The organism is Streptomyces drozdowiczii, from assembly GCF_026167665.1.
GTDB lineage: Bacteria > Actinomycetota > Actinomycetes > Streptomycetales > Streptomycetaceae > Streptomyces > Streptomyces drozdowiczii_A.
Map to the genome: position 1 here is coordinate 4490654 of NZ_CP098740.1, position 16250 is coordinate 4506903.

Below are 16250 nucleotides of genomic sequence, written 5' to 3' on the forward strand. Positions count from 1 at the left end.
GCCCGATACATCGGAGGGGTGGGGTCCGTCGCGTACGGTCCCCACCCCTCCGCTTCACGTCAGCCGTCGATCCGCGAGACGAACTGCTCCAGCGCTTCCACCACCAGCGCGTGGTCCTCCGCCTGCGGCAGCCCCGAGACCGTCACCGAGCCGATGACGCCCGCGCCCTCGACCGCGATCGGGAACGAGCCGCCGTGCGCCGCGTACACGTCCGGGTCCAGCCGGGACGCCTCGTCGAACGTCGTCCCCTTCGCCCGGAACCGCGTCCCCACCAGGTACGAACTCTCGCCGTACCGCTCGACCACCCGGCGCTTGCGGTCGATCCACGCGTCGTTGTCCGCGCTCGAACCGGGCAGCGCCGCGTGGAACAGCTGCTGCGCCCCGCGCCGGATGTCGATCGCGACCGGGGCGTGCCGCTCCCGGGCCAGCGCGACCAGCAGCCCGCCGAGCGCGTAGGCGTCGTCGTAGCCGAAGTGCGGCAGCGTGAGCCGGCGCTCCTGGGCGATCAGTTCGGAGATGGTCGGAGCGGTGGGGTTCATACGGACTGCTCCTCGGTTGCGTGGGTGGAGGCGCCGAGGGGGCCCAGGGTGACGGTGACCCCCTCGCGGGCCGAGCGGCGGGCCGCCTCCAGGACGTCCAGGGCCTCGGCGGCCTGAAGGGCGGTCACCGGATTGTCGCCCGTCCCGCGCAGCGCGTCATTGACCGCCGCGTAGTACGCCGGGTAGTCGCCCGGGAGCGTACGGACCGGGGTGCCGCCGCCCGTGAGCGGGGACTCGCCCGCGCCGAGCCGGCCCCACAGCTCCTCGCCCTCCTCGCCCCAGGGTTCGCCCGGGGCCGGGCGGGCGCCCTCGCGCAGCGCGGCCTCCTGGGGGTCGAGGCCGTACTTCACGAAGCCGGCGCTCGACCCGAGCACCCGGAAGCGGGGGCCGAGCTGGGCCGTCGTGGCGCTCACGTACAGGTGCGAGCGGACGCCCGAGGTGTGGGTGATCGCCACGAACGTGTCGTCGTCGGCCGCCGCGCCCGGGCGCCGCAGGTCCGACTCGGCGTACACCTGGGCCGCCGGGCCGAACAGGGTCAGCGCCTGGTCGACCACATGGCTGCCCAGGTCGTAGAGCAGCCCGCCGATCTCCTGGGGGTCGCCGGACTCGCGCCAGCCGCCCTTCAGCTGCGGGCGCCACCGCTCGTAGCGCGACTCGAAGCGCTGGACCTCGCCCAGGGCGCCGTCCGCGAGGAGCGCGCGCAGGGTGAGGAAGTCGTTGTCCCAGCGGCGGTTCTGGAAGACCGAGAGCAGCAGTCCGCGCTCCTCGGCGAGCGCCGCCAGCTCACGCGCCTCGGCCGCCGTGCCCGCGACCGGCTTGTCCACGACCACCGGAAGCCCGGCCTCCAGGGCCGCCCGGGCGAGCGGTACGTGGGTCCTGTTCGGCGACGCGATGACGATCAGGTCCAGCTCGTCCGCCCGCTGCCACAGCTCGTCGGGGGAGTCGGCGAACCGTACGCCGGGGTAGGCGGCGAGGGCCTCGGCGCGGCGCTGCTCGTCGCGGGTGACGACCGTGTCGAGGGCCAGTCCTTCGGTGGCGGTGATCAGCGGGGCGTGGAAGACGGACCCCGCCAGGCCGAAGCCGACGAGTCCGACGCGCAAGGGGGTGCCGGAGGTGTGGGAGGTCATGGCTCCACTTTGGCAACGCTGTTGCCAAAGTGCAAGCGCGGGCCACAATGGGTCCGTGAACAGGAGCACCACCGGCGCGAACCTCCCCGCCCTGCGCAGCCACAACGCGGCCCTCGTCCTCGACCTGCTGCGGGTGGCCGGCGAGGGCGGCATCAGCAGGCTCGAACTCGCCGAGCGCACCGGGCTCACCCCGCAGGCCGTCAGCAAGATCACCGCCCGGCTGCGCGCCGAGGGCCTGGCCGCGGAGGCGGGCCGCCGCGCCTCCACCGGTGGCAAGCCCCGGACCGTGCTGCGGCTTGTCCCCGAGGCGGGGCACGCGGTGGGGCTGCACCTGGACCGCGACGGGCTGACCGCGGTCCTGGTCGACCTCGCGGGCGTCGTCGCCGAAAGCGTTACGGCTCCGCTGGACTTCGGGGCCCCGGCGGACGAGGTGCTGACCGCCGCCGCGGGGGCGGTCGCCGCCGTGCGGGGGGACGGGGCGCTGCCGGTGCTCGGGGTGGGCGTCGCGGCCCCGGGGCCGCTGGACCACCGGGGCGGGGTGCTGCACCGCGTCACGGGGTTCCCGCAGTGGGACGGCTTCCCGCTGCGCGATGCGCTCGCCGCGCGGACCGGGCTGCCCGTGGTCCTCGACAAGGACACCAACGCCGCCGCCCTCGGCCTCGCCCTCGGCGCGGACGGCCCCGCCGACTTCGCCTACCTCCACCTCGGCACCGGCCTCGGCGCGGGCCTTGTCCTCGGCGGCGCGGTGCACCGGGGGGAGCGGACGGGGGCGGGCGAGTTCGGGCACCAGACCGTGCAGCTCGACGGCCTCCGCTGCGGCTGCGGCGGCCGGGGCTGCCTGGAGGCGCTGTGCCTGGCCGCCGCCCGCCGGGGCGACGCGGCCGAGGCGGCGCGGGTGCTCGGGACCGGCGCCGCGAATCTCGTCGGGCTCCTCGACATCGACCGCGTGGTCCTGGGCGGCCGTACGGTCGCCGCCGACCCCGACACGTACGTACGCGGCGTGCGCGCGGTCCTCGACGAACGCTCCCCCCGCGAGGGGGTGCGGGGCACCCCGGTCCCGGTCACGGCCCACCGCGAGGGCGACCGCCCGGTCGCGGAGGGCGCGGCGCAACTGGTACTGGCCCCGTTGTTCGGCCGCGTGACCCCGGCGGAGGCGCCTGCGACGGGCTGACCGGGGGCGCCCGCGGCCCCGCGATGCCCCTCCGGGCCGGGTCCGACCGCGCGACTGCGGCGCGCGGACGGACCGATCCCACCCGGGGCGGGGCAACGACGGAGCCTGCCCGTCCGAGCCCGTGCGGGCAGAGCCGAGAGGGCCGGGGCGGGGCTGCACCCGGTTGATCCGAGATGCCCTCGCGCCGGGGCACCCGCGCCGGGGAGCCTACGGCGGGCTGAGCGGGGCGCATGCCCCGGCCTCGCACCGCCCCGGATCGCACCCGCGCCGTGCCCGCCGTCCCGGCCCGGACTGCCCCAGCCCCCGCAGCGCGCGGTGACGGCGGTGCGCTGACGGACCGAGTCCGCCTGGGGGCAGGGCAACGACGGAGCCTGCCCGTGCGGGCAGAGCCCGGAGGGCCGGGGCGGGGCTGCACCCGGTTGATCCGAGATGCCCCGCGCCGCGCACCCGCCCCGCGCCCCCGCGTCGGAGCCCCCCTCCGCCTCGCGTCGTCCGGGCGCGCCGCGCCCCCTCCGCCGTCCGGGCGCACCCGTACCCCCCTCCGGGCGGCTTCCCGGCATGCCTGCGGTGGGTGCTCGCGCGCGCGTGGCAGGGTCGGCCGCCCCGAGGGCCGGGGGTGCGCCGTACGCGGCGGCCCCGGCCCGACCGGTCGTTGCCGTACGAAGTGGAGGCTGCCCTGCCATGCCCCCCGAATCCGCCGAGCCCACCGAGGCCAACGAAACTCCCGGGGCCGGGCGCACCCGGCACGGGCTCGCGCTCGGGCTCGTCGCCGCGAGTGTGATGCCCGTGGTCCTCGGCGGGGCGACCGCGTCCGCCGCCCCGCAGCGCAGTGCGGTCGCCGGGACGGCCGGCGGGCCGATCCGGGCGGGCGTGCCCGGGTCCGCCACCGCCGACCAGCAGCCCGCCTGCGGCACCTTCGCGTCGGACGGCTTCCCCATCGACACCCGGATCCACGGCGGACCCGACACCTACGCGTCCGGCGGCGGCTACGGCACCTGGTTCCTGGACCTGACGAACACGACCACCGAGTCCTGCCGGGCGATCCACCCCGTGCTCGTCCTCACCGACGAGGAACGGGCGCTGACGCCGGACCAGATCCAGCTCCAGTTCTCGGAGCGCGCCCGCCCCGGGGTCGAGCACCGCGTGACCTGGGAGACGACCGACCGGGACGAGCACATCGGGGTCTTCGGCGGGGAGGGCGACGACGCCTTCCCCGGATTCACGGTGCCCGCCGGACGTACCGTCACCGTCCAGGTCCGGCTGGCCTTCACCTCCGACACGAGCCCCGGCCGGATCACCGCGAACGCCGCGATCGTCCAGCGCCGGGGCGGCGGGAGCGGCACGGGCGGCGACGGGGAGTGGGTCGGCGAGTCCGAGGACTACCCGTTCTCCGTGGTCGAGCAGGAGCCCGACGAGGACACCACCGGGACCGGTGAGACGGACGGCGACCGCGAGAGCGCGGACGGGACGGGCCGGGAGCACGTAGGCGGCACCGGCGAGGACGAGGACGAGGACGAGGGGAGCGGCACGGTGAAGGGCAAGGGCGACGAGGGGCACGCGGACCCGGGCACGACCGGCACCAACCGGCGCCCCGTGGCGCCCGGCACCGACCCGGCGGGGGTCCCGCAGCTCGCCGCCACCGGCATCTCCGTCCCCGTACCCCTGCCCGCCCTCACCGTCTCCGGATTCCTGATCGGCGGCGGCGCGATGGTGCTCGCCACCCGCCGGGTCCGCCGCGCGCACCACTGATCACCAGGCGGTCAGCCAGTACCTCCAGATCGAACAGTCGGCCTAAACTCAGGAGCGTCGGCGCTGCACAACGCGGTGCCGCCGGCGTCCCCGCACCTGGCGTACGGCAACTGGAGTCCCACATGGCAGAGCGCAAGCCGATCTCGTCCTGGCTGACCGACATGGACGGGGTCCTCATCCACGAGGGCACCCCGATCCCCGGCGCCGACGCCTTCATCAAGCGGCTGCGTGACTCGGGACTGCCCTTCCTGGTCCTGACCAACAACTCGATCTACACCGCCCGCGACCTGCACGCCCGGCTGAAGCGCATGGGCCTGGACGTGCCCGTGGACAACATCTGGACCTCCGCCCTCGCCACCGCCCAGTTCCTGGACGACCAGCGCCCCGGCGGCACGGCGTACGTCATCGGTGAGGCCGGGCTCACCACCGCGCTGCACGACATCGGGTACGTGCTCACCGACCACGCCCCGGACTACGTGGTGCTCGGCGAGACGCGTACGTACTCCTTCGAGGCGCTCACCAAGGCGATCCGGCTGATCAACGCGGGCGCCCGGTTCATCTGCACCAACCCGGACGAGACCGGCCCCTCCGCCGAGGGCCCGCTGCCCGCGACCGGCTCCGTCGCCGCCCTGATCACCAAGGCGACCGGCAAGGCGCCGTACTTCGCGGGCAAGCCGAACCCGCTGATGATGCGGACCGGGCTCAACGCGATCGGCGCGCACTCCGAGTCCAGCGCCATGATCGGTGACCGCATGGACACCGATGTGCTGGCCGGTCTGGAGGCGGGCATGCAGACCTTCCTGGTGCTCACCGGGCTGACCACGGTCGCGGACATCGACAAGTACCCGTTCCGCCCGTCCACGGTCGTGGACTCGATCGCGGACCTGGTCGACCTCGTCGACCTGGGCTGATATCGGCGGACGCGCGGGGGAGCGGGCCCACTCCACCGGCCCAGCGCCCCCGCGCTGCGGATGCGGAACGCGCCCGCAGGCGTGAACCTTCCATCAGGAGGTTCACGATGCGTTCCATACCGCTCACGTTCTGTGCCGCCGCACTGGCCGCGGCGACCCTGGTGCCGATCCCCTCGGCACTGGCCGAATCCGGCTCCGGCCACGAGGACTCCCGGTCCCGCGCCGCCCTGTCGGTCTCGCCCTCGTCCGCCGCCCCGGGCAGCGAGGTCGAGCTGGAGCTGACCGGCTGCAAGGCCAAGGAGGCCAAGGCGAACTCCGACGCCTTCGTCTCCGAGGCGCGGTTCTCGTCCGGCGGCGACCGCGCGCTGTACGCCGAGGCCCGGATCAGCGCGGACGCCGAGCCCGGCGACTACGACGTCCAGGCGATCTGCGACAAGCACACCCGGGTGACCGCGACCCTCACCGTCGTGCACCGCGAGCGGCCCGTGCCCATCGCCCCGGTCCACGCGGGCGGCGGAGGCACCGCCGTGCTCGCGAGCGAGACCGCCGACCAGGACGGCCCCGGCACCGCCCACGAGGTGATCGGCCTCGGGCTGGCCGCCGTCGCGGCCGTCGCCGTCGCCTTCCGCAGCGTGCGCCGTCGCCGTCCGGCGGCCGACTGACATGTCCGCACCGGAGGAGACGGCGGGGCGCGGCAGGCTGCTCACCGGAGTGACCTGGGCCGTCATCCTGCTGGGCCTGTGGCTCTGGGGCCGCGGGATCACGGACGGCTCGGGCATCGGCTCGGCCCCGACCACAGGCGACGTCGCCGCGGTCGGGCGCCCGCTCGGCGTGCCGCTGCCCCCGGCGCACGCGCCGATCGCGGGCGTCGCCCCGAAGAGCGTCGAGATCCCCTCCCTCGGCGTCGAGGCCCCCGTCGTCTCCCGGGGCCTGGACGCGGAGGGCGCCATCGAGCCGCCGTCCTTCGACACGCCCCAGACGGTCGGCTGGTACGGCGACGGCACCCGGCCCGGCGCCGAGGGGCCGGCCCTGCTGGTCGGCCATGTCGACACCGAGACCAAGCCCGCCGTCTTCTACGGGCTCAGCGCGGCCCGCCCCGGCGCGAAGGTCGACGTGACCCGCACGGACGGCACGGTCGCCGAGTTCACCATCGACGACGTGCAGGTCCTCACCCGTGCCCGGTTCGACGCCCGGAAGGCGTACGGGCCCCGCAAGGACGGGCGGGCGGAGCTGCGGCTGATCACCTGCGGCGGCACGTACGACCAGAAGTCCCACTCGTACACCGCGAACGTCGTCGTCTCGGCCTACCTGACCGCGGAGAAGGGCGCGGCGAAGGCGGCCTGATCCGCGCGGAGGACCGGTACCCGGCCCGGCCGCCGCCCGTTCCCCGGGCGGCGGCCGGGCCGGTCCTCGACCGCGGTGCGCGGGCCGCGGGAGTGGCCCGGCGCGGACACGGGAGGTCGGTGGCGTCCGGGTCCGCCGCACCCCCCACTGTAGGCGGGCGGTCCGCGTCCGCCCAACCGCTTACTGACGTTACGTCGATAACCGGTCACCCTCCGCACGCGGTGAAGCGGTTGCGGAGGGCGCGGAAGAACGACCAAGGCCCCCTCGCGCGAAGCGAGGGGGCCTTGGCTGTGCGTGCGCCGCCAGGGACTCGAACCCCGGACCCGCTGATTAAGAGTCAGCTGCTCTAACCAACTGAGCTAGCGGCGCCTGCTGACCTGGAAAACTCTACCCGATCCCCAGCGGTGCTCCTGACCATCCCCTCGGCTTCCCGGCCTGTCGGATGGTCGTTTTTTCCCTTCTATCCGTCAAACTGCGGTATGTCGTGATGACTGTCACGGCCTTTGCCACGCTGACGCCCGAGCAGATGCGCCCGAGGAACTTGACGACTGCGGAGGGGAATCGCATGACTGTGCCGGCCTTCGAGGAGTACGTACCCGCCATCGACTGCCCCTGTCGCGGCTGCGCCGACCAGCGGCGGACCGTCGCCGGGGGACTGTCCGTGCGGTACGGGGGACACCCGGCCGCGCACGGCGCGCGGCGCGCTATGGTGCTGGTCACCGCCGCCGGGGTGGTGCTCGGCGGCGCGGCCGCGGAGTCCGCCGGGGCGCCCGCCGACCCCGCCCCGGTGCCCGGCACGGGGGTGCCGACCGGCATCGGCCCGCTGCCGGACAGCCCCCAGGGGCTGCCGGGTCCGCTGCGCGGGGCCGGTTCGCCGGGGCCGTCGGCGTCCCAGGCTTCGGCGCCGGAGCCGCGGGCGACGACCCGTACCGAGATCATCAACCGCGCGAAGAAGTGGCTGGACGCGCAGGTCCCGTACAGCATGTCGAAGTACTGGACGGACGGGTACCGGCAGGACTGCTCCGGCTATGTGTCGATGGCCTGGAACCTGCCGGGCAACGAGTGGACCGGCAGCCTCGCCGCGTACGGCACCCGCATCGCCCGCGAGGACCTCCAGCCCGGCGACATCCTGCTCTTCCACAACCTCGCCGACCCCGGGAACGGCTCCCACGTCACGATCTTCGGCGGCTGGACCACCTCCGCGCACACCCACTACACGGCGTACGAGCAGACCAAGCCGCACACCCGCAGGCAGACGACGCCCATGGCGTACTGGACCAACTCCGCGAGCTACGTCGCCTACCGCTACAAGGGCCTGAGCACGGGGAAGTCCGGCAGCGAGGCGGAGAAGGACACCTTCCCCGGCGCGGCGAAGTTCGGGCCCCGCGCGAAGAACGCGTACGTGACCCGGCTCGGCGAGATGCTCGTCGCGCGGGGCGGCAAGCGCTTCTACAAGATCGGTCCCGACCCGGTCTGGACCGACGCCGACCGCCGGGCCACCCGGGCGTTCCAGCAGGCCCAGGGGTGGAAGGGCGCCGAGGCCGACGGCCTCCCCGGCCCCACACCTGGAAGCTGCTGGTGACCGGAACCGGCCGGGACATCCCCGCCGCCGGCGGCGGCCAGGGCGGCGCAAAGGCGGCCCCGGCCTTCCCCGGGCGGGGCTATTTCCGGCCGGGTCAGTCCAACAGCCATGTCGACCGGCTCGGAAAACAGTTGGTGAAGAAGGGGTACGGCGCGCACTACCGGCTGGGCCCCAGCCCCCGGTGGACCGAGGCGGACCGGCGCAATGTCGAGACCTTCCAGAAGGCCCAGGGCTGGCGGGGGACGGAGGCCGACGGCTATCCGGGCCCGGAGACCTGGCGGCGACTCTTCGCGTGACACGACGGACATGACGGAGGCGGAAATGCGATCCACGGTGTCGGACAGCTCCGGAAACCCGGAGTACGGCCAGGAGACGGAGTACGGGACGGTCCCGGTACGGGAATGGGTCGGCCCGGGCGGAGCGGGCAGCGTCACGGACGCGTGGGCGGCGGGCGCCGCGGCGGACGAGCCGCCGGTCGCCGAGGGGCTGCCGGTGCGGGGCGCGACCCCGGCCGCGCCCCGCGCGCCCGAGCCACCTCCCCTCTTCAGGCCCGTGTCGGTCTCGGTGCCCTCGGACGAGGAGGTGGTGGTGCAGGTCGGGGAGCCGGCGGAGCCGGACGCTTCGGAGGGCGGTGACGACACCGATTCCGTCGTCGATCTGGTGCTCGATCTCCCGTCGGGGGAGGAGGACCGCGGGGCCTCGCTGGGGGCCACCTCGGCTTCGGTGTCGGTGCCGGTCGAGGCTCGCCCGGAGGAGCCGCAGGACGCGGAGCCCGAGGACGCGCGCCCTGCGGAGGCGGTCGCGCCGGAGCCCGTGAAGGACGCCGCGCCCGTGGAAGCCGCGCCCCTCGTGGAGGCTCCCCGCCCCGAGCCCGCCCTCGCCCTCGCCGGGGCGCGTGTGCCCGGGCCGCCCGACCCGGTCCGGGACAGCGGCCGGCACCAGGCGGTCATCGCCAACGAGCGCACCGCCTCCATCCCCGTGCACCTCCTCTTCCGCGAGGACCGGCGCACCGGGGCCGCCGCCGTGCCGCCCGCCGTCGTGCGGCCGGGCGGGGGCGACCCCGGGGCCGGGGTGCGGCGGCCGCCCGTGCCGAGGACGCCGCAGGTGCGGCCCTCGACCCGGCCCGCCCCCGAAGCCGACCCCCGGCTGCGCGAGCGGCCCGGGCCCGCGCTGCCCGGCTGGGCCGCGCTGCTCACCGGCTTCGGCGGGGTCGCGGCGGCCGGCGCGGTGCTGTGGTGGACGGGCGTGGTCCCGGCCTCGGTGCTCGCCCGGGTCGGGCTCGGGCCGCGTCCGTACGAAGGGCTGCCCACCGGCGCCTGGGCGGCGCTCGTCTTCCTGGCGGCCGTCGTGCTCTTCGCGCTCGGCGGCCTCGGCAGGGGACGGGTCGGGCACGCCTGGGTGCTCACGCTCTTCGGGCAGTACCGGGGCAGCGTCCGGCGCACCGGCCTGGTGTGGGTCAGCCCGCTGCTGCTGCGCCGCCGGATCGACGTACGGCTGCGGCACTGGCGCAGCGAGCCGCTGCCCGCCGTGGACGCGAACGGCACGGCGCTGCGGGTCGTCGTCCAGGTGGTGTGGCGGGTCAAGGACACCGTGCGGGCGGCGCTCGGGATCGAGGACCACGAGGCGTATCTGCGCGAGCAGGTCGAGGCCGCGATGGCCCGGGTCCTGTCCCAGCTGCCCGCCGACGCCTTCCACGAGGACGCGCACACCCTGCGCAACGCGGAGGCGGTCGGCGACGCGCTGACCCGGATGCTGAAGGCGGACTGCGAGCCGGTCGGCGTCGAGGTGTACTCGGCCCAGCCGACCGGGATCGAGTACGCGCCGGAGGTGGCGGCGGCCATGCAGCGGCGCCGGATCGCGGCGATCGACGCGCGGCACCGGGACAGCGTGCTGACCTCGGTGGTGGACGCGGTGGACGACACCGTCAGCCGGCTCACCGAACGGGGCCTCGTGGAGTTGGACGACTACGAACGGAAGGCGCTGGTCAAGGACTTGACGGTGGCCTTCTACACCGGGCGAACCGGGGGCGACGGCAACTGAGGAGGCGTGGGGGAGGTTCCGGAGCAACCGGAATACCGCGCTCATTGGTCTGGACATGGTCAAGGCACGGCAATAATCTAAGCCTTGGTCTAGACCGCAGAACGCGCGTACGCAGCAGTGCTCATGGAATCCCCACTCCCCCCACGATCCGAGGAGCGACATCACATGCGTATGAAGGCAAGCGCGGCCCTGGTCGGTCTCGCGGTAGCGGGCGTCTCGATGTTCGCGACGAGCAGCGCCAGCAGCCACGGCTACACGGACAACCCGATCAGCCGTCAGAAGCTGTGTGCCAACGGCACGGTGACCGGCTGCGGCAACATCCAGTGGGAGCCGCAGAGCGTCGAGGGCCCCAAGGGCTTCCCGGCCGCCGGTCCGGCCGACGGCAAGATCTGCTCCGGCGGCCACGGCGAGTTCGCCCAGCTGGACGACCCGCGCGGCGGCAACTGGCCCGCCACCAAGGTGACCGCTGGTCAGGGCTTCAGCTTCCGCTGGCAGTTCACCGCCCGGCACGCCACGACGGACTTCCGCTACTACATCACCAAGAACGGCTGGGACCCCACCAAGCCGCTCACCCGGGCCGACCTGGAGCCGCAGCCCTTCATGACGGTGCCGTACAACAACCAGCAGCCCCCGGCGACGCTGACCCAGCAGGGCACCATCCCGACCCAGAAGTCCGGGAAGCACATCATCCTGAGCGTCTGGAACATCGCGGACACGGCCAACGCGTTCTACGCGTGCTCGGACGTGCAGTTCTGACGTGCGGTTCTGACGTGCGGTTCTGACGCGGCGAACCCCGGGGAGCCCAAGGCTCCCCGGGGTTTCGCCGTGCCGGCACGGTTCAGACCTGGGCGGCCGGGACCGGAGCCGCGGCCGGCGCTTCGGCGGCCGGCGCCGTCCGGGTCGCCCGGCGCAGCAGGGTCGCCGCGAGCACCGCACCGGTCAGCAGGATCAGGGACCCGGTCACCGACGCGTACCGCATGCTGTGGACGAAGGCGTCCCGGCCGATCGCGATCAGGGACTCGTCGCCGGTGGCCAGCGCGCCCGGCAGGGTCTTGCGGGCGACCTCGGGGGCGGCGGCGGGCATGTCCGCCCGGTAGACCGCGGTGGCGACGGCGCCCAGGAGCGCCATGCCCAGCGCCCCGCCGAACTCCTGCCCGGTCTCCAGGAGCGAGGCGGCCGAGCCGGCCTTCTCCGGCGGGCTGACGGCCATGGCCATGTCCGAGACGAGCGCCATCACCGCGACGATGCCGCTGCTCATCACGGCCGAGCCGATCAGCAGCAGGACCAGTGAATCGGTCCCGGCCAGCGTGAAGACCCCGAAGCCCGCCGCGCCGACGGTGAACCCGCCGCAGACCACGTACGCCCGCTGCACCCGCTGGGCGAGCGCGGTCGCCGCGGGCGCCGCCGCGCCCACCGCCAGGGACGGGGCGAGGCTCCACAGCGCGGCCTCCATCGTGCTCATGCCGAGCACCGACTGAAGGTACTGCGTGGTGAAGAAGGCCGAGCCCATCATCGCGAAGGCGGCCAGCGCGTTGAGCCCGATCCCCGTGCCGAAGCCCCGGCCCCGGAATAGCTCCCGGCTGATCATCGCGTCGGAGCGGGTGCGCTGCCGGTGGACGAACACCCAGCCGACGGCCAGCCCGGCGGCGATCACCGAGGCCCAGGCGATGTCGAACCCGTGGGCGGCGCTCTCCTTGATGCCGTAGACCACCGGCAGTACCGCGCCCATGGAGAGCGGGACGCTCAGGAAGTCGAAGCGGCCCGGGTCCGGGTCCTTGAACTCCGGGACCAGCAGCGGCACGAGCACCAGCAGCAGCACCATCGCGGGCACGTTGATCAGGAAGACCGAGCCCCACCAGAAGTGCTGGAGCATCACCCCGCTGAGCACCGAGCCGAGGGCAACCCCGCCGGCCATGGCGCCCGACCAGATGCCGATCGCCTTCGCCCGCTGCTGCTCGTTCCGGAACATGTTGCGCACGAGCCCGATCGTCGAGGGCATCAGCGTCGCGCCACCGATGCCGAGGACCGCCCGGGCAGCGATCAGCATCTCCGGGCTGTTCGCGTAGGCGGCGCAGACCGAGGCGGCGCCGAAGGCGAGCGCCCCGATCATCAGCAGCTTGCGGCGGCCGATGCGGTCGCCCAGGGAGCCCATCGTGATGAGGAGGCCGGCCAGGGCGAAGGCGTACACGTCGAAGATCCACAGCTGCTGGGTCGCGCTGGGGGCGAGGTCCCGGTCGATGGAGGGGATCGCGAAGAAGAGGACGGAGACGTCCATCGAGACGAGGAGGAGGGGGAGGAGCAGGACCAGGAAGGCGGTCCACTCCCGACGTCCGGCGAGTGCGCCGGGGGCGGCGGTGGTGCTCGTGGGGTTCGTCATGCCAAGGAATGTACGGCTGTTTAAAACATCTGTCTAGTACGACTGTGTAAAACGTTCGTACATGACTGCGGGCAGCACAAAACGCACGAGGCGGTCTCCGTGGATACGGAAACCGCCTCGTGCGTTGTCTGTGCGCCGCCAGGGACTCGAACCCCGGACCCGCTGATTAAGAGTCAGCTGCTCTAACCAACTGAGCTAGCGGCGCTTGCTGACGTGAAAATAATACCTGGTCCGGAGGGGTGCTGATGACCAGCCGCCCCGCCGGTCCTACAGGGCCAGCGAGAGCAGCATCGGGGCCGCGCGCCGGTTCAGCGTGTCCGCCGCCGCGCGCAGCCGGTGGGCGTCCTTCACCGGCATCGACAGTGCCAGGCAGCCCGCCGACGACCCGGCGGTCAGCGGCACCGCCGCGCACACCGTGCCGACCGCGTACTCCTGGAGGTCGAGCACCGGGACCGTGGCCGGCTGGCTGTCCAGTTTGGAGAAGAGGACCTTCTCGCTGGTGATCGTCCGCGAGGTCAGCCGGGGCGTCTTGTGCCGGGCGATGTGGTCGCGGCGGCCGTTCTGGTCGAGCTGCGTCAGCAGGCACTTGCCGATCGCCGAGGCGTGCGCCGCCGACCTGAAGTCCACCCACTCGTTGACGGCCGGGGTGAGCGGGCTGTCGGCGTACTGCGTGACGCGGATCTCGCCGTCGACGTACCGGCTGATGTAGACCGCCGCGCCGACCGAGTCGCGGAGCTGGGCCAGGGTCTGCTGGAGCTTGGACTCCAGGGCCTGGCGGCGGGCCGCGCCCGAGCCGAGGAGCAGCAGCGAGGCGCCGATGACATAGGCCCCGTCGGTGATCTGCTCGACGTAGCCCTCGCGGCGCAGCGTCAGCAGCAGGGAGGTGAGGTGGCCGGCGGGCAGCCCCGTCTCCCGGGAGAGCTGGGCCTCGGTGACCCCGCTGCCGTGCTTGGAGACCGTTTCTAGAACGCGAAGGGCGTACTGCACCGAGTGGAACGGCGCGGTCGGTTCGGGCTTCAACACCACGGATTCCCCCTGCCAGTCGGGACCGCAGGCCGGTTCGCGGCCCCGGCCTCGCCCCCACGATAGCCGCCGACGGCCTGTTCAGGGGGGTGTGCGGCGGACTCGCGGGTGCGCCCCGCAGCTGTCAGCAGGGGCGCACCCGTTTGGCATATGCCAAAGTCATGCGCGAGCGACGGATGCCGAGGTCACAGCACCGCGTTGAGGAATTCGCGCGTGCGTTCGTGCGAGGGATCGGAGAATATTTTCTCCGGCGAACCGGACTCCACGACCCGTCCCGCGTCGAACATCAGCACCTTCTCCGAGACGTCCCGGGCGAAACTCATCTCGTGGGTCACGCAGAGCATCGTGATGTCGGTGTTCCGGGCGATGTCCGTCAGCAGCTCCAGCACCCCCGCCACCAGCTCCGGGTCCAGCGCGGAGGTCACCTCGTCCAGGAGCAGGATCTCCGGCTCCATCGCCAGCGCCCGGGCGATCGCGACCCGCTGCTGCTGCCCGCCGGACAGCTGCGAGGGGTGCGCGTCGACCTTGCCGGAGAGCCCGACGAGGTCCAGCAGCTCCCGGGCCCGGGCCTCCGCCTTGTCCCGGTCCATGCCGAGGACGTTGACGGGCGCCTCGGTGATGTTCTGGAGCACCTTCATGTTGGGGAAGAGGTTGAACTGCTGGAAGACCATGCCGATCTTCCGGCGGGCGGCGCGCAGGTGCTTCTCGGAGGCCGGCTTCAGCGAGCCGTCCGGCGCCCGGAGGTGCGTCAGCGGTTCGCCGTTGATCCAGATCACGCCGTCGCTGACCCGCTCCAGCGTCATCAGGAGGCGCAGGATCGTCGTCTTGCCCGAACCGCTGGGCCCGATCAGGGTGACGTGCTCGCCGCGCTCGACGGTGAAGTCCAGCTCGTCCAGGACCGTGTGGTCCCCGTAGCGCTTGACGACCTTGTCGAAGCGGACGAGCGGGTGCCCGACGTCCTCGGGGCCGTGGCCGCGTTCTTCTGCAGGGGGAGGGCTCAGTGGCCAAGGCGCTTCTCCAGCTTCCTCATCAGGAGGGACGTGGGGTAGCTCGCGACCAGGAAGATCAGGCCGGCGAGCGTGAACACCTCGGTGTAGACGAAGTGCTTTGTGCCGTAGTCGCGTGCCTGGAAGACCATCTCGTGCACGGTGATCACGGCGAGGAAGGGCGTCTCCTTGAACATCGAGATCGCGTAGTTGCCCAGCGCGGGCACCACGTTGCGCACGGCCTGCGGCAGGATCACCGCCTGCCAGGTCCGCCGGGGCGTCAGCGACAGCGCCCGGCACGCCTCCCACTGCCCCTTCGGCACGGCGTCGATCCCGGCGCGGTACACCTCGGAGGTGTACGTGGCGTAGTGGACGCCCAGCACCACGATGCCGACGGTCAGCGGCTCCACGGAGGTGAACAGCGCCGCCGCGCCCACGAGTTGCACGATCAGCGGGGTGGAGCGGATGAACTCCATCACCGCCTTCACGGGCACCGTCACCAGTCGGCTCGGAGCCCGCCCGGCGACCGCGATGGCCAGCCCGAGCACGGCCGCGACCAGGGTGCCGAACACCGTGGCCAGCAGGGTCGTCCAGAACCCGTCGAGGAGCAGGGGGAACGCGTCGCCGACGGCGCCCCAGTCGAAGTCCTTGGTCACCGGGCACCTCCGGCCTGGGCGGCGGACACGGCGCTACGGCTCTTCAGCAGGCTCTTCCCGCCCGCCGCGAGACCGAGCCGCCGCTTGGCGGAGCGCTCCAGCAGGTTCATGAGCAGGGTCAGGGCGTAGGCCAGGACGAAGTAGCAGACCAGCAGCGTCGCGTACGCGGTGAGGGTCTCGCCGGTACGGCTGCGCAGCTTCTCGATGGCGGTCATCAGGTCCGCCGCCGAGATCAGCCACAGCAGCGGCGTCGCCTTCAGCAGCTGGATCAGCAGGTTGGTGAACGACGGGATCATCTGCACCCACGCCTGCGGCAGGATCACCTTGCGCATCCGGTGCAGCGGCGACATGTTCAGCGCGAGCGCCGCCTCGTACTGCCCGCGCGGTACGGAGTTGACCGCGCCGCGCACCACTTCGGCGCCGTACGCCCCGTAGTTGAGGCCGAACGCCAGCACCCCGCAGACCAGCGGCGTCAGTTCGTACCCGGTCAGCTGCGGCATCGCGTAGTACAGCCAGAACAGCTGGACGTACAGCGAGGTGCCGCGGAAGAACTCCACGACCACGCGGGAGACCCCGCGCGACAGCATGAGCCGGCTGAGCGACATCAGGCCGAGGACGAACGACAGGACCAGCGCCGCCAGGGCGCCGAACACCGTGGCCTCCAGGGTCACCCACAGGCCGGACCGCAGCTGCGGCAGATCGTCGGCGAAGGCCGAGAAGAAATCATTCATGCGGTGGGCCCCGT

At 73.2% G+C, this 16250-nt stretch carries 14 protein-coding genes, 2 tRNA genes and 1 pseudogene; 8 read left to right on the top strand and 9 right to left on the bottom strand.

Annotated elements, in window-relative coordinates:
* Window positions 1-59: 59 nt before the first annotated feature.
* Both NEH16_RS20445 and NEH16_RS20450 read right to left on the bottom strand, forming a co-directional pair.
* Window positions 60-539, bottom strand: coding sequence for a heme-degrading domain-containing protein (locus NEH16_RS20445; RefSeq protein ID WP_073965042.1), 480 nt, complete (start codon window positions 537-539; stop codon window positions 60-62).
* Window positions 536-1666, bottom strand: coding sequence for a Gfo/Idh/MocA family oxidoreductase (locus NEH16_RS20450; RefSeq protein WP_265544243.1), 1131 nt, complete (start codon window positions 1664-1666; stop codon window positions 536-538). The genes NEH16_RS20445 and NEH16_RS20450 overlap by 4 nt, the downstream gene beginning before the upstream one ends.
* Between NEH16_RS20450 and NEH16_RS20455 the strand changes: the two genes are divergently transcribed.
* The 5 genes from NEH16_RS20455 (at window position 1665) to NEH16_RS20475 (ending at window position 6841) form a co-directional block, all read left to right on the top strand.
* A complete protein-coding gene (locus tag NEH16_RS20455) occupies window positions 1665-2837 on the top strand; it encodes an ROK family transcriptional regulator (RefSeq protein ID WP_265544244.1) in 1173 nt (390 codons plus the stop codon). The genes NEH16_RS20450 and NEH16_RS20455 overlap by 2 nt on opposite strands.
* A 681-nt stretch (window positions 2838-3518) precedes the next feature.
* Window positions 3519-4586 (top strand): hypothetical protein, encoded by a 1068-nt coding sequence (locus NEH16_RS20460; RefSeq protein WP_265544245.1) that lies wholly within the window; start codon window positions 3519-3521, stop codon window positions 4584-4586.
* 122 nt (window positions 4587-4708) lie between these two features.
* On the top strand, window positions 4709-5497 hold the full coding sequence (locus tag NEH16_RS20465) for an HAD-IIA family hydrolase (RefSeq protein WP_073965046.1): 789 nt from the start codon (window positions 4709-4711) through the stop codon (window positions 5495-5497).
* A gap of 107 nt (window positions 5498-5604) precedes the next feature.
* On the top strand, window positions 5605-6159 hold the full coding sequence (locus tag NEH16_RS20470; protein WP_073965047.1) for a hypothetical protein: 555 nt from the start codon (window positions 5605-5607) through the stop codon (window positions 6157-6159).
* Window position 6160: 1 nt separating this feature from the next.
* Window positions 6161-6841 (top strand): class F sortase, encoded by a 681-nt coding sequence (locus NEH16_RS20475; RefSeq protein ID WP_265544246.1) that lies wholly within the window; start codon window positions 6161-6163, stop codon window positions 6839-6841.
* A gap of 295 nt (window positions 6842-7136) precedes the next feature.
* On the opposite strand, the gene NEH16_RS20480 is transcribed toward NEH16_RS20475, so the two are convergent.
* Window positions 7137-7210, bottom strand: a tRNA-Lys gene (locus NEH16_RS20480).
* A gap of 196 nt (window positions 7211-7406) precedes the next feature.
* Between NEH16_RS20480 and NEH16_RS20485 the strand changes: the two are divergent.
* The 3 genes and pseudogenes from NEH16_RS20485 (at window position 7407) to NEH16_RS20495 (ending at window position 11219) form a co-directional block, all read left to right on the top strand.
* Window positions 7407-8719 (top strand): annotated as a pseudogene (locus NEH16_RS20485) (peptidoglycan-binding protein).
* A gap of 25 nt (window positions 8720-8744) precedes the next feature.
* Window positions 8745-10463, top strand: a complete 1719-nt coding sequence (locus NEH16_RS20490; protein WP_265544247.1) for an SPFH domain-containing protein — start codon at window positions 8745-8747, stop codon at window positions 10461-10463.
* Between the two features lie 165 nt (window positions 10464-10628).
* Window positions 10629-11219, top strand: a complete 591-nt coding sequence (locus NEH16_RS20495; protein WP_073965051.1) for a lytic polysaccharide monooxygenase auxiliary activity family 9 protein — start codon at window positions 10629-10631, stop codon at window positions 11217-11219.
* An 82-nt stretch (window positions 11220-11301) separates the two neighbouring features.
* Here NEH16_RS20495 and NEH16_RS20500 read toward each other — a convergent pair whose 3' ends face one another.
* From NEH16_RS20500 to ehuC, 6 genes are all read right to left on the bottom strand, one after another.
* The gene (locus tag NEH16_RS20500) at window positions 11302-12840 is read right to left on the bottom strand and encodes an MFS transporter (protein ID WP_265544248.1); all 1539 of its coding nucleotides are present in this window, start codon (window positions 12838-12840) and stop codon (window positions 11302-11304) included.
* A 131-nt stretch (window positions 12841-12971) separates the two neighbouring features.
* Window positions 12972-13045, bottom strand: a tRNA-Lys gene (locus NEH16_RS20505).
* Window positions 13046-13107: 62 nt separating this feature from the next.
* Window positions 13108-13866, bottom strand: a complete 759-nt coding sequence (locus NEH16_RS20510) for an IclR family transcriptional regulator (protein WP_073965053.1) — start codon at window positions 13864-13866, stop codon at window positions 13108-13110.
* Between the two features lie 182 nt (window positions 13867-14048).
* Window positions 14049-14864, bottom strand: coding sequence for an ectoine/hydroxyectoine ABC transporter ATP-binding protein EhuA (gene ehuA / locus NEH16_RS20515; protein WP_265547281.1), 816 nt, complete (start codon window positions 14862-14864; stop codon window positions 14049-14051).
* Window positions 14861-15505: an ectoine/hydroxyectoine ABC transporter permease subunit EhuD gene (gene ehuD, locus NEH16_RS20520; RefSeq protein ID WP_073965055.1), complete on the bottom strand. Its 645-nt coding sequence runs from the start codon at window positions 15503-15505 to the stop codon at window positions 14861-14863. Before ehuD ends, ehuA begins: the two co-directional genes overlap by 4 nt.
* Entirely contained in the window at window positions 15502-16236 is a 735-nt protein-coding gene (ehuC, locus tag NEH16_RS20525; RefSeq protein WP_073965056.1) for an ectoine/hydroxyectoine ABC transporter permease subunit EhuC, read from the bottom strand. Before ehuC ends, ehuD begins: the two co-directional genes overlap by 4 nt.
* Window positions 16237-16250: the final 14 nt, after the last annotated feature.